The organism is Devosia sp. YIM 151766 (assembly GCF_030285925.1).
Lineage (GTDB): Bacteria > Pseudomonadota > Alphaproteobacteria > Rhizobiales > Devosiaceae > Devosia.
Genome location: NZ_CP127251.1, coordinates 3162635 through 3174919 on the forward strand (window position 1 = coordinate 3162635; position 12285 = coordinate 3174919).

At 64.1% G+C, this 12285-nt stretch carries 14 protein-coding genes; 5 read left to right on the top strand and 9 right to left on the bottom strand.

Annotation, left to right across the window (positions count from 1 at the left end; genetic code table 11):
• Nucleotides 1–9: 9 nt before the first annotated feature.
• Nucleotides 10–624 carry a 2,3-bisphosphoglycerate-dependent phosphoglycerate mutase gene (locus tag O9Z70_RS15555; protein WP_286020348.1) on the top strand — a complete coding sequence of 205 codons (615 nt, stop codon included), beginning with the start codon at nt 10–12 and terminating at the stop codon, nt 622–624.
• Here the strand turns inward: O9Z70_RS15555 and O9Z70_RS15560 are convergent.
• The 3 genes from O9Z70_RS15560 to O9Z70_RS15570 form a co-directional block, all read right to left on the bottom strand.
• On the bottom strand, nt 614–1660 hold the full coding sequence (locus tag O9Z70_RS15560; RefSeq protein ID WP_286020349.1) for an AI-2E family transporter: 1047 nt from the start codon (nt 1658–1660) through the stop codon (nt 614–616). The two genes, O9Z70_RS15555 and O9Z70_RS15560, sit on opposite strands and share 11 nt — an antisense overlap.
• Before the next feature lie 85 nt (nt 1661–1745).
• Nucleotides 1746–2615: a methylated-DNA--[protein]-cysteine S-methyltransferase gene (locus tag O9Z70_RS15565; protein ID WP_286020350.1), complete on the bottom strand. Its 870-nt coding sequence runs from the start codon at nt 2613–2615 to the stop codon at nt 1746–1748.
• Nucleotides 2616–2697: 82 nt separating this feature from the next.
• The gene (locus tag O9Z70_RS15570) at nt 2698–3180 is read right to left on the bottom strand and encodes a DUF2244 domain-containing protein (protein WP_286020351.1); all 483 of its coding nucleotides are present in this window, start codon (nt 3178–3180) and stop codon (nt 2698–2700) included.
• Nucleotides 3181–3225: 45 nt separating this feature from the next.
• Between O9Z70_RS15570 and nth the strand changes: the two genes are divergently transcribed.
• Nucleotides 3226–3900, top strand: coding sequence for an endonuclease III (nth, locus tag O9Z70_RS15575; protein ID WP_286020352.1), 675 nt, complete (start codon nt 3226–3228; stop codon nt 3898–3900).
• A gap of 114 nt (nt 3901–4014) precedes the next feature.
• On the opposite strand, the gene O9Z70_RS15580 is transcribed toward nth, so the two are convergent.
• The gene (locus O9Z70_RS15580; protein ID WP_286020353.1) at nt 4015–4467 is read right to left on the bottom strand and encodes a DUF2214 family protein; all 453 of its coding nucleotides are present in this window, start codon (nt 4465–4467) and stop codon (nt 4015–4017) included.
• A 51-nt stretch (nt 4468–4518) separates the two neighbouring features.
• Between O9Z70_RS15580 and O9Z70_RS15585 the strand changes: the two genes are divergently transcribed.
• On the top strand, nt 4519–5085 hold the full coding sequence (locus O9Z70_RS15585; protein ID WP_286020354.1) for a TetR/AcrR family transcriptional regulator: 567 nt from the start codon (nt 4519–4521) through the stop codon (nt 5083–5085).
• 102 nt (nt 5086–5187) lie between these two features.
• Nucleotides 5188–6192, top strand: a complete 1005-nt coding sequence (locus O9Z70_RS15590) for an adenosine kinase (RefSeq protein ID WP_286020355.1) — start codon at nt 5188–5190, stop codon at nt 6190–6192.
• A gap of 102 nt (nt 6193–6294) precedes the next feature.
• Here the strand turns inward: O9Z70_RS15590 and pyrF are convergent, their stop codons facing one another.
• From pyrF to O9Z70_RS15605, 3 genes are all read right to left on the bottom strand, one after another.
• Nucleotides 6295–6996 (bottom strand): orotidine-5'-phosphate decarboxylase, encoded by a 702-nt coding sequence (gene pyrF / locus O9Z70_RS15595; RefSeq protein WP_286020356.1) that lies wholly within the window; start codon nt 6994–6996, stop codon nt 6295–6297.
• A 67-nt stretch (nt 6997–7063) separates the two neighbouring features.
• The gene (locus tag O9Z70_RS15600) at nt 7064–7669 is read right to left on the bottom strand and encodes a histidine phosphatase family protein (protein WP_286020357.1); all 606 of its coding nucleotides are present in this window, start codon (nt 7667–7669) and stop codon (nt 7064–7066) included.
• Nucleotides 7670–7671: 2 nt separating this feature from the next.
• Nucleotides 7672–8217, bottom strand: a complete 546-nt coding sequence (locus O9Z70_RS15605; RefSeq protein WP_286020358.1) for an NADPH-dependent FMN reductase — start codon at nt 8215–8217, stop codon at nt 7672–7674.
• A 129-nt stretch (nt 8218–8346) separates the two neighbouring features.
• Between O9Z70_RS15605 and O9Z70_RS15610 the strand changes: the two genes are divergently transcribed.
• Entirely contained in the window at nt 8347–8757 is a 411-nt protein-coding gene (locus O9Z70_RS15610) for a VOC family protein (protein ID WP_286020359.1), read from the top strand.
• Nucleotides 8758–8840: 83 nt separating this feature from the next.
• Here O9Z70_RS15610 and dnaJ read toward each other — a convergent pair whose 3' ends face one another.
• Both dnaJ and dnaK read right to left on the bottom strand, forming a co-directional pair.
• On the bottom strand, nt 8841–9971 hold the full coding sequence (dnaJ, locus tag O9Z70_RS15615) for a molecular chaperone DnaJ (protein WP_286020360.1): 1131 nt from the start codon (nt 9969–9971) through the stop codon (nt 8841–8843).
• Between the two features lie 318 nt (nt 9972–10289).
• Nucleotides 10290–12206, bottom strand: a complete 1917-nt coding sequence (dnaK, locus tag O9Z70_RS15620) for a molecular chaperone DnaK (protein WP_286020361.1) — start codon at nt 12204–12206, stop codon at nt 10290–10292.
• Nucleotides 12207–12285 lie beyond the last annotated feature (79 nt).

A 12285-nucleotide genomic window follows, 5' to 3' on the forward strand; every position in this document is an offset into this window, starting at 1 on the left:
GATCGAACAATGACCGGCACCCTGATCCTGGTCCGCCATGGCCAGAGCGAATGGAATCTCAAGAACCTCTTCACCGGCTGGCGCGATCCGGATCTGACCGAACTGGGCATCGAGGAGGCCCGCGCCACCGGCAAGGCGCTGAAGGCTGCGGGCATCGCTCCCGATCTCTACTACACCTCCGCCCTGCGCCGGGCCCAGCACACGCTGGACCTGATGCTGGAGGAGATGGAGGTGCTCAACGTCACCATCACCCGCAATATTGCGCTCAATGAACGCGATTACGGCGATCTCGCCGGCCTCAATAAGGATGATGCCCGCGCCAAATGGGGCGAGGAACAGGTCCATATCTGGCGCCGGTCATTCGACGTCCCGCCGCCGGGCGGGGAAAGCCTCAAGGACACCGCCGCCCGCACCCTGCCCTATTACGAGGCGGAAATCCTGCCCCGGCTCAAGCAGGGCAAGACCGTGCTGATCGCCGCCCACGGGAATTCGCTGCGGGCTTTGGTCATGGCCATCGAGGGCCTGACGCCGGACGAGATTCTGGCCCGGGAAATCGCCACCGGCGAGCCGACGCTTTATCGGATCGGCCCGGACGGCAAGCTGGTCGAGCGCGTCATTCTTTGATGGCGATGGGGTCGGGCGCGCCGGCCCTTTCGTCCTCGCGCGGCTCGACATAGAGCTTCAGCGTCAGCATGCGGCCCACCGCATAAATGGGCGTTGCCAGCGCGATGCCCATGATCCCGAACAACGTGCCCAGCACCGTCATGATGCTCAGCGACCAGGCCGGCGACAGCCTGATGATCCGCTGTTGCAGCATCGGGGTCAGGATATAGCCTTCCAGGTTCTGGATCAGGAACAGCCCGATCGCGCCCAGGATGAGCACCTGCGTGTCCTGGGCCGCCAGGGTCAGCAGCACCGGCACCGCTGAAAAGATCGGCCCCAGAAACGGAATGAAGTTGAGCGCGCCGGCCAGCAGTCCCAGCACCGGCGCATTGGGCACGCCCAGCGCCCAGAGCAGCGTGAAGACCAGCGTGCCGATCAGAATCATCATCGCCAGCTGCGTCACCATCCAGCCGCGCAGCGCTTCCCCGGTATCGCTCAGGGCGGCGGAAATGCGCGGCCGATAGGTCTGGGGCAGCAGCAGCAACACGCCATCGCGATAGGCCCTGGGGTCGATGGCGAAAAACAGCCCGAGAAAGATGATGATCACCGCATTGCTGACAATGCCCAGGGTCGAGCCGAAAAACGAGCTGGCCTGGTTGAACAGTCCGCCCGGATCGGGGAAGAACGTGGTCACCATGGTCTCGATATCGGAGCGGCTGATCTCGTGGACGAGGCCGAGTTCCTGCAATTCGCCATAGATGCGGGCGATTTCGGCGACCAGCAGCCGCAGCAGGTCCTGGATATTGCGCCACAGGCTGACCCCGCCCAGCGACAGGGCCAAGACCACGAGCACCAGGATGGTGAAGCTGACAATAGCCAGCAGCAGGGGCCGCGGCCAGGGGGCGATGCGGGCCAGTGCCCGCACGGCGGCGTCGAGCACGCAGGCGACGAGAATGCCGGCAAAGATCAGCAGGATCGGCGTGGAGACCTGCCATGCCAGCGCCAGGCCGGCGGCAAGCAGGACGCCGGTGATGATGGCGCGTCTATTGCTGACCATGTTCCCTCCGCGAGCTTTGCCGCAGACTAAGCCACGACCCGCCCCTTAATTCCAGCGCGAACTGCGTTCGGTCTTAGCGGTTTTGCTAATGCGCCGCCGAGATTACGCCCGCTTCCCAGCCCAGGATCGCCCGCTTGCGCGGTACCCCCCAGTGATAGCCGGTCAGCGCTCCGGAGGTGCCGACCACCCGATGGCAGGGCACGACGAAGCTGATCGGGTTCTTGCCCACGGCGGCGCCGACGGCGCGCGAAGCGCTGGGTCGCCCGATCTGCTGGGCGACCTTGGCATAGGTCGTGGCCTTGCCCACCGGAATTTTGAGCAGCGTTTCCCAGACCTTCACCTCGAAATCGGTGCCGATCAGCACCACCCGCACCGGCCGTTCCGCCGACCAGAGACCGGGCTCGAAAATCTGCCGCACCATCGGGGCGACCTTGGAATCGTCGCGGGCGAAGCGGGCCTGCGGCCAGCGATTGGCCAGGTCCTCGAAGGCGGCCTCGATACTGGTGTCGGCATCGGCGAAGCCCAGCCCGGAAATGCCGTATTCGGTGGCCGTCACCACTGCCATGCCGAAGGGCGAGGGCGCCGCGCCCCAGACCATGTCGAGGCCGGCGCCGCCGCTGCGGAAAATGCCCGGCGGCATGGCTTCATAGGCGACGAACAGGTCGTGCAACCGCGAGGTGGAGGACAGGCCCACCTCATAGGTGGCGTCGAGCACGCTGGCCTGATCGCGCAACAGGCTCTTGGCGTGGTCCAGCGCCACCGCCTGGGCGAAGCTCTTGGGCGACAGCCCGCACCAGCGGCGGAACAGCTCGGTCAATTGCCGCTCGCTCAGGCCCAGCGCCCGGGCGAAGGCCGCCAGATCGGTCTGGTCGGGGCCGTTTTCGCTGAGATAGCGGATGGCGGCGCGGATAATGTCGTAATCGCTGTCGGGGGCGAGCGCGCTCAGCTGGTTCATGTCCGGGTCTTTCTGCTGCAATCGCCTCTATCTAGGCACGAGAACGCGCCATGGCGACCCGGATTTGACGGCAAACTGATTTCTAGACGCCCCGCCGCGCCTGGCGCAGGGCCGTGCGGAAGGCGCGGGCAAAGCCGGTCTTGTCGTCCCGCGACAGGAACCGGCCCAGTTCCAACTCGCCCTCGTCATGGCGCAGAAAGATGCCGATGGTCCGCTCGAAGCCATCGCGTTGCAGCCGCAGCCGCACTTTTTTGGGTTCGAAGCGCCGCAATCTTCGCTCCTGGCCGGGCGTCACATCCGTCACTTCCAGCTGGTCCGGCCACAGCGTCACCTGCTGATATTGCCTGCCACGCCGCGCCCGGCGGATGCTGAACGCCACCAATCCGCCGCCGGCCAGGCCGAAGGCGGCGAGGCCGGGCAGCAGGAATTGCGGAATGGCGATGAGGAAGGGCGCGCCTACAATGGCGGCAAGCGTCAATGCCACCCAGCCGCCAGCCGCTCCAAGGGACCGGTCCGGCCGCAGCGTGGCCGCGAACAGGGGGATGGTGGTGGTGGCTTGCATCATCGTCTCTCTTGCTCGAAATACTGGCAGAGAATTGAGGGCGAGAGAATGGCAGCGGCGAAAAAAATTAAACCCCTGAATCGGGCCGATGCCGCGGCGATCTTCACCCGTTTCCATGAGATCGACCCCGAACCCAAAGGCGAACTCGATTATATCAATGCCTTCACCCTGTTGGTGGCCGTGGTGCTGTCGGCCCAGGCCACCGATATCGGCGTCAACAAGGCGACGAAAAAGCTCTTCGAACTGGCGCCCAGCCCCGCCGCCATGGTGGCGCTGGGCGTGGAGGGCATCGAGCGGCACATTCGCACCATCGGGCTATTCCGCGGCAAGGCGAAAAACGTTTTCGCCCTCAGCCAGCTCCTGCTCGAGCGGCATGGCGGCGACGTGCCCGGGGATCGGCAGGCTTTGGAGGCGCTGCCCGGCGTCGGGCGCAAGACCGCCAATGTCGTGCTCAATATCTGGTTCAAACAGCCCACCATTGCGGTAGATACCCATCTTTTCCGCGTCGGCAACCGCACCGGACTGGCCCCCGGCAAGACCCCGCTCGAGGTCGAGAAAGTCTTGCACAAGCAGGTGCCGGAGCGTTTCATGCTCCATGCCCATCATTGGCTGATCCTGCATGGCCGCTATATCTGCAAGGCCCGGAAACCCGAATGCTGGCGCTGCCCGATTGCCCAATGGTGCCGCTTCGAACCCAAGACGCCACTGCCGCGCGGCGCCTAGCAAACGGCGCCACTCCGTCAGCAGACCCGTCGAAGACCTCATCCTGAGCTTGTCGAAGGACGAGGTCGTTAGCACCATGACCGCAATCTCATCCACGCAATGTTGCGAGCCGCGCTAACTCCCGTAACCCCGCGCCATGGCAGCGGCGAAAATCGGGATCAGCAGCAGCGCCCCGGCCTGCAGATGCACGAAGCGCCGGTTGGCCTTGATCTCGTCGGCCGGCGGCGCATAGCCGGCATGGCCCTGCCCTGCCTTGACCCAGCGGCGAATGGCCAATGTCGGCGGGATGGTGAGCAGGCCCATGACGGCGAAGGCCGCCATCTTGCCCCAAAAGGCGTGATTGCCCCAATAATAGGACGCATCGACCGAGCCGAAGAAAATGCGCAGCAGTCCCACCACGATGACGAGCCCGGCAACGGCGCCATAGCCGGCATCGAGCCGCGCCAATTGCCCCAGCCGGCCGCCGGACAGGCCCGGCCGCAACAGCGCGAATTCGGCGGCGAACAGTGCCACCAGCGTGAAGACCATTAGGTGATGGGCCGAAGCCAGGATCAGGTCCCAATCCATGTTCCATATCCTATGTTGACATCGCTCACATTATTTGACAACATGTGAACAATGTCAACATCTCCCTCAAATGCCCCCTATCACCACGGCAACTTGCGCCAGGCTTTGCTTGAGGCGGCGCTGCTGATTCTGGAACAGCACGGCGAGGCCGGCCTTGGCCTGCGCGATCTGGCGCGGGCGGTGGGCGTGTCCCCGGCGGCGCCTTACCGGCATTTCGACAACCGGGCGGCGCTGCTGGAAGCCCTGGCCGTCACTGGCTTTCAGCGGTTCACCGCCCGCATGCAGGCGGTGGCGGCCAGCCAGCCTGGCGATCCCATGGCGGCCATGGGCAAGACCTATGTGGTCTTTGCCCTGCAGAATCCCAATCTTTTCCGCCTGATGTTCTCGCCGCAATTGAGCAAGGAGGCGCGCCCCGGCCTGCGCATGGCCGCCGACATGGCCTTCGATACCCTGCGTCAGGTCGCCGGCGACGACCCGCGGGGCGGCGGCCGCATAAGGGCGCTGGCTGCCTGGGCCAAGGTGCATGGCCTGGCGGTGCTGCTGCTCGATGGCCAGATCGCCATTCGCGCCGGCGAGGACAGCGAGGCGCTTCTCGCCGAAATCATCGGCGGGCTGTAGCTTCTGCGGGCACTGACCGGAATGGTGGAGATTGCCCGCTTCCGCCTTATGCTTTACACCGGCAGCCGGCCTTTTCGTAACGACCGCCGGAACTTCCCCTCCATGACCCAGACCCGCTTCGACGTCCTCACTATTGGTAATGCGATCGTCGACATCATCGCCCCGGTGGAACCCGGTTTTATCGAGCGCGAAGGCATGCAGGAAGGCATCATGCACCTGATCGACACCGATCGGGCGGAGGACCTTTACGGCAAGATGCCGCCATCGCGGCAGCAGATTTCCGGCGGCTCGGCCGCCAATACCGCCGCCGGCGTAGCCTCGCTGGGCGGCCGCGCCGCCTTTATCGGCAAGGTGGCCGACGATCCGCTGGGCGACGTATTCGAAGCCGATCTGAGCGATCTCGGCGTCCATTACGCCACGTCCCGCCTCAAGAACGGCGCGCTCACGGCGCGGTCGATGATCTTCCTCTCCGAGGATGGCGAGCGGACCATGAACACCTATCTGGGCGCCTGCCACGAATTGACCGAGCGCGATATCCGCCCCGACGAGATCGGCGCCGCCGCCATCACCTATATGGAAGGCTTTCTCTGGGACCCCGTGGAAGCCAAGAAGGCCTTTGTGCTGGCCGCCCATTATGCCCATCGCGAGGAGCGCGCCGCCGCCTTCACCCTGTCCGATCCCTTCTGCGTCGACCGCTACCGCGTCGAATTTCTCGACCTGATCCGCTCCAAGACCGTCGATTACGTTCTGGCCAATGTGCATGAGCTGAAATCGCTCTACCAGACCGACGATCTGGGCGAGGCGGTACGCGAAATCGCCAAGGATGCCGAAGTGGCGGCCATCACCATGGGCGCCGATGGCGCCATGGCGGTGTTCAATGGCGAAGTGGTTTCGGTGCCGGCTTTCCCGGTGGACAAGGTGGTGGATGCCACCGGCGCCGGCGATCTTTTCGCCTCCGGCTTCCTGCTCGGCCTGGCCCGTGGCCAGAATATCGATGCGGCCTTGAAAACCGGCTGCCTCGCCGCCGCCGAGGTCATCACCCATATCGGCGCCAGGCCATTGCTCGATCTCGAAGACCTCAGCCGCCAGCATGGTTTGGCGGGCTGAGCGCGGTTCGACGATATTCGGATTCGCCGGAAATCGGGACTATCGACCTCGGCCTTCGACGCTAACCGATGGGGTGGGCAGTCTCTCAAATGGGTGGGATTATCAGGCGAAGCTCACCCTTTTCCCCTCCATCTCGGCCAATATCGCCCGCGCTGCCGCCGCCGGATCGGGGGCCTCGATGATCGGCCGCGCCACCACCAGATGGCTGGCGCCGGCGGCCAGCGCCTCGGCCGGGCCCATCACCCGTTTCTGGTCGCCCCTGGCGCTGCCGGCCGGCCGGATGCCCGGGGTGACGATGGCCATTTTCGGCCCCACAATGGTGCGCACCATTTCCGCTTCCTGCGGCGACGCGACAATGCCGCCTATGCCGGCCTCCCGCGCCTGCTGGGCGCGCAGGGCCACCAGCCCGGCGGCGTCGCGCTCATAGCCGGCTTCCTTGACATCGGCGTCGTCCATCGAGGTGAGGACGGTAACGCCCAGGACGCAGAGCCCGGAGCCGGCGGCGGCCTTCTGCGCTGCCCGCATGGTCTTGGGATAGGCATGGATGGTCAGCATGGTCGCGCCGGTCTCAGCGATAGCGGCCACGCCTTTTTCGATCGTATTGTCGATATCGAGCAATTTGAGGTCGAAAAACACCTGCTTGCCCGCCGCCAGCAGCGCCTTGCCCAGAGCGAAGCCATCGGCGCCATAAAAGCATTGATAGCCGATCTTGTAGCAATCCACCGTATCGCCGAGCAGCGCAACGATCTCCTCGGCCCGGCCGCGCGTCGCAACGTCGAGACCCACGATCAATCGGCCAGCCATGCTTGTTCTCCCGCGATGTCGATGATTGTTTCGCCCTAGACCAATTCACCTGTTCCGGCAAGCGGCATCACCCGAACCAGTCCGGGCCGATCTCTTCCATCGGCACCCATTCGCTCAGCAATTTTTCCGCTGCCAGATCGAACAGAAAGCCATTGCCCCCGCCTTTATCGGCCCACCGGCTCTGGTCCTCGTCCCGGCTTATGACCCGGCCCGCGACATGGCATTTGAGCAGCGTGCCCACCGCGCCATGGCCGCAGAAAATCACCTGGGCGTCGGACGGCACGCTATTGAGCGCAGTGGTCACGCTGCTCACGATCCGCTTCTGCGCGTCGATCGCCTTTTCCCAGCCATTGATGCTCTCATGCGGCTGGGCGAAGAAACGGTCCGCATGCGCCTCGAACAGCGCCGATGGCAGGAAGCCGGTGGCGCTGCGATCATTCTCGCCCATGCCGTGATCGGTCAGGATCGGCGTGCCCGTCGCCCTGGCGATGATTTCAGCCAGTTCCAGCGCCTTGGCCTCGCGGCTGGAAAAGACCACGGCCCCACCCGGCACGATATTGCGGGCAATCAGGGCCTCGGCCCGCGCCCGCCCGACCTCGGAAAGGCCCCACAGCGGCACCGGCACATTGGCGTCGATCCTGACCTGGGGATGGGTGAGATAGAGCGCGCGCAAACCTAGCCCCGGCTGAAATGGGTGAGTTCATGCACCATCTGCTCGACCTTGCGGATGATCGCCGGCTCGACCGGACTACCCTGCTCGTCGAAAGCGAATTCGGCCGGCCCGATGCCCAGCAGCGTCGGCACGATCAGCGCGCCCGCCTTGGTGAGCGAATCGCGCAGATGGCTGAGCGACCAGATCGTGCCGTATTTGCCCGAGCTGACGCCGCCAATGCCGAATATGGCCTGGCGGAACGGGCTCGGTCGCTGGCGCGACAGCCAGGTCACCGTATTGACCAGCAGCGGCGGCACCCCGCCATTATATTCGGGACTGGCGATGAAGACGATATCGTGGCTGCGCCACAATTCGGCCAGTTCCGCCGCCGCCTCGGGCACCTGGTCCGGCTCCAGGTCCTCATTGAAGATCGGCATGGGAAAATCGCCGAGATCGAGTTCGGTCACCGCAACCCCCGCCGCTTCCAGCTTGTGGCCCATATGCAATTGCAGGAGGCGGTTGAACGATCCCTGCCGGATCGATCCCGAAAGCGTCAGCGCCGTCTTCATGTTGACTCCGTTGCGGGGCGGCTGTCGAAATGCCGATGGCCCATTCGTCTAGTCAGCAGCATCGGCCAATCCGCGCGCGGTGCCAATCGTCCTTGCGTCCACGAACAGGCAATTTTGGAGTTTCCCCCGATGTCTAATCCGATGATCTTCGTCAATATCCCCGTCCGCGACCTGGCGGCCTCCATGGCCTATTACCAGGCGCTGGGTTTCGACCATAATCCCGATTTCACCGACGAGACCGCCGCCTGCATCGTCATCAGCGACACCATTTTCGTCATGGTGCTGACCCATGCCAAATTCAAGGAATTCTCGGTCAATCCCATCCCCGATCCCCACAGCCAGACCCAGGCGCTCTACGCCCTGTCGCGCGACAGCCGCGCAGCGGTCGACGCCATTGCCGCGGCCGGCCTCGCCGCCGGTGGCCGCGAAATCCGCGAAGCCCAGGATATGGGCTTCATGTATTCCCGCTCCATCGCCGATGTGGATGGCCATGTCTGGGAATATATGTGGATGGATATGAACGCCATGCCGGCATCGTGAGGCTCGGCTTGCCCGCCATGCGAGCATAGCTCTCATGGCTTTGAGGCGGAAAATCGCCCCACCGGGGCGATTTCTCTTCCGCCTCAAGCCTCGAACATTTTCTTGAGCCTGTCGAAAAAGCCGCCCGATTCGGGGCTGTTTTCTTCGGTTTCCAGCCGCGCGAATTCCTCCAGCAATTCCCGCTGCCGCTTGGACAGGCTTTGCGGCGTCTCGATATCGAGCTGCACATAGAGGTCGCCGACATCCTTCGAACGCAGCACCGGCATGCCCTTGCCCTTGAGGCGCACCCGTTGTCCCGGCTGGGTGCCGACCGGCACCTTGACCTTGGCCCGTCCATTGTCGAGCGTCGGCACTTCGAATTCCCCGCCCAAAGCCGCCGTGGTCATGGAAATGGGCACGCGGGCATAAAGGTCGGCGCCGTCGCGCTGGAACAATTGATGCGGCCGGATCGAGACGAAAATATAAAGATCGCCCGGCGGGCCGCCACGCAGACCGGCCTCGCCCTCATTGGCGAGGCGGATGCGGGTGCCGTCCTCGATCCCTTGGGGAATATCCACCGAGAGCTTGCGATTCTGCTGCCGCCGCCCCTGTCCGCCGCAATCGGTGCAGGGCTGGTCCATCATCTGCCCGCGACCCTGGCAGACCGGGCAGGTGCGTTCGATGGTGAAGAAGCCCTGCGCCGCCCGCACCTTGCCATGGCCATTGCATTGCCGGCAGGCATGGGTGCCGGTGCCCGGCTTGGCGCCAGTGCCGTCGCAGGTATCGCAGCCGGCCAACGTCGGCACGTCGATTTCGACCGTGCTGCCCTCGAAGCTTTCCTCAAGCTCGATTTCGAGATTATAGCGCAGGTCGGAGCCGCGCATCCGCGCCGCGCCGCCACCGCCGCTCCGGCGGCCGCCGCCCATGAAGTCGCCGAAAATATCCTCGAAGATGTCGGACATCGAGGAGGTGAATTCCGGCCCGAACCCGCCCGGCCCGCGTCCGCCATTCTGGAAGGCGGCATGGCCGAAGCGGTCATAGGCGGCGCGTTTCTGGCCGTCCTTGAGCGTGTCATAGGCCTCGCTGATTTCCTTGAACTTGGCTTCCGCTTCCGCATCGCCCGGATTGCGGTCGGGATGAAACTGCATGGCGAGCTTGCGATAGGCGCTCTTGAGGGCCTTGTCATCGGCGCCCTTCTGGCAGCCGAGCACCTCGTAAAAGTCGCGTTTGGCCAAGGTAAACTCTCTCCTGGATCGCGCCGGTCAACAAGCGTCGCGCTGGAATAAAACGAACAAAGCCGGCACCGCCGGCATCTTTGTCCCGCATATGGGCAGGCGCGGGCGTCTTAGCAAGGGTGAATGTCCCGTTCAACCGCTTCGGATTCACGTGAAACTTCTCGCCGGCGGCTCTGCCGCAAAATGCTTCCGGTGGAAGCATTTTAGGCAAGAAGGCCATGAGAGCTACGCTCGAATGGCAGAGCCGCCCCGCCGCATCCTCCCAACAAAAAAGGCCCGGCGTCACCACCGGGCCTTTCCATTCGCTACATCTCAGGCTTAGGCCGAGCGCTTGTCGTCGTCATCGTCCTTGACCTCTTCGAAATCGGCATCGACCACGTCGTCGTCGTCTTCTTCAGCCGCGCCGGAGGCCTTGGCTTCCGCCTCTTCCTGGCTGGCCTTGTACATGGCTTCGCCCAGCTTCATCGAAACTTCCGCCAGCGCGGCGGTCTTGGTCTTGATGGCTTCGGCATCGTCGCCGTCCAGAACCGATTTCACATCGGCAAGGGCGGCTTCGATGGCTTCCTTGTCCTCGGCCGAGACCTTGTCGCCGTAATCCTTCACCGATTTCTCGGTCGAATGGACCAGCGATTCGGCCTGGTTGCGGGCTTCTACCGCCTCGCGCTTGCTCTTGTCGGCTTCGGCATTGGCTTCGGCGTCCTTGACCATCTTCTCGATATCGGCGTCCGAAAGACCGCCCGAGGCCTGGATGCGGATCTGCTGCTCCTTGCCGGTGCCCTTGTCCTTGGCCGAAACGTTGACGATGCCGTTGGCGTCGATATCGAAGGTCACTTCGATCTGCGGCACGCCGCGCGGCGCCGACGGAATGCCGGCCAGGTCGAAATTGCCCAGGAGCTTGTTGTCGGCGGCCATTTCGCGTTCGCCCTGGAACACGCGGATGGTCACCGCGCTCTGGTTGTCCTCGGCGGTCGAGAAGGTCTGGCTCTTCTTGGTCGGAATGGTGGTGTTGCGGTCGATCAGGCGGGTAAAGACACCGCCCAGGGTTTCGATGCCCAGGCTCAGCGGGGTCACGTCGAGCAGCAGCACGTCCTTGACGTCGCCCTGCAGCACGCCGCCCTGGATCGCGGCGCCCAGCGCCACCACTTCGTCCGGATTGACGCCCTTATGCGGCTCCTTGCCGAACAATTGCTTCACCGCTTCCTGCACTTTGGGCATGCGGCTCATGCCGCCCACCAGGACGACCTCCTCGATCTGGTTGGCCGAGAGTCCGGCATCCTTCATCGCCTGCTTGCAGGGCTCGATGGTGCGGGCGATCAGGTCGTCGACCAGCGATTCGAGCTTGGACCGGCTGAGCTTCAGCGTCAGGTGCTTGGGACCGGAGGCATCGGCGGTGATGAAGGGCAGGTTGATTTCGGTCTGCGTGGCGCTCGACAGCTCGATCTTGGCCTTTTCGGCGGCCTCCTTGAGGCGTTGCAGCGCCAGCTTGTCGTTGCGCAGATCGATGCCCTGTTCCTTCTTGAACTCGTCGGCCAGGTAATCGACCAGGCGCATGTCGAAGTCTTCGCCGCCCAGGAAGGTGTCGCCATTGGTGGACTTCACCTCGAACACGCCATCGCCGATCTCGAGGATCGACACGTCGAACGTGCCGCCGCCCAGGTCATAGACCGCGATGGTGCCGTGGTTCTTCTTGTCGAGGCCATAGGCCAGCGCCGCGGCGGTGGGCTCGTTGATGATGCGCAGCACTTCCAGCCCGGCGATCTTGCCGGCATCCTTGGTGGCCTGACGCTGGCTGTCGTTGAAATAGGCCGGAACGGTGATCACCGCCTGGGTGACATTTTCGCCGAGATAGGCTTCGGCGGTTTCCTTCATCTTCTGCAGGATCATGGCCGAGACCTGGCTGGGCGAATATTTGTCGCCCGATGCCTCGACCCACGCATCGCCATTATCGGCGGCGACGATCTTGAACGGCACCAGATCCTTGTCCTTGGCCACCACCTTGTCGTCATAGCGGCGCCCGATCAGGCGCTTGAAGGCGAACAGGGTGCCTTCCGGATTGGTGACCGCCTGGCGCTTGGCCGGCTGGCCGACCAGGCGCTCGCCGTCCTTGGAAAAGGCGACCATGGAGGGCGTGGTGCGCGCGCCTTCCGCATTTTCGATGACCTTGGGATTGCTGCCGTCCATCACGGCGACGCAGCTATTGGTCGTACCGAGGTCGATGCCGATAACTTTTGCCATTACTTTTGCCTCTCTTTCAGCGAACCCGGGTCGAAGCCCCTTGCGGCAGCTCCGTGCCCCTCTCGGGTCGGGTCCCTCG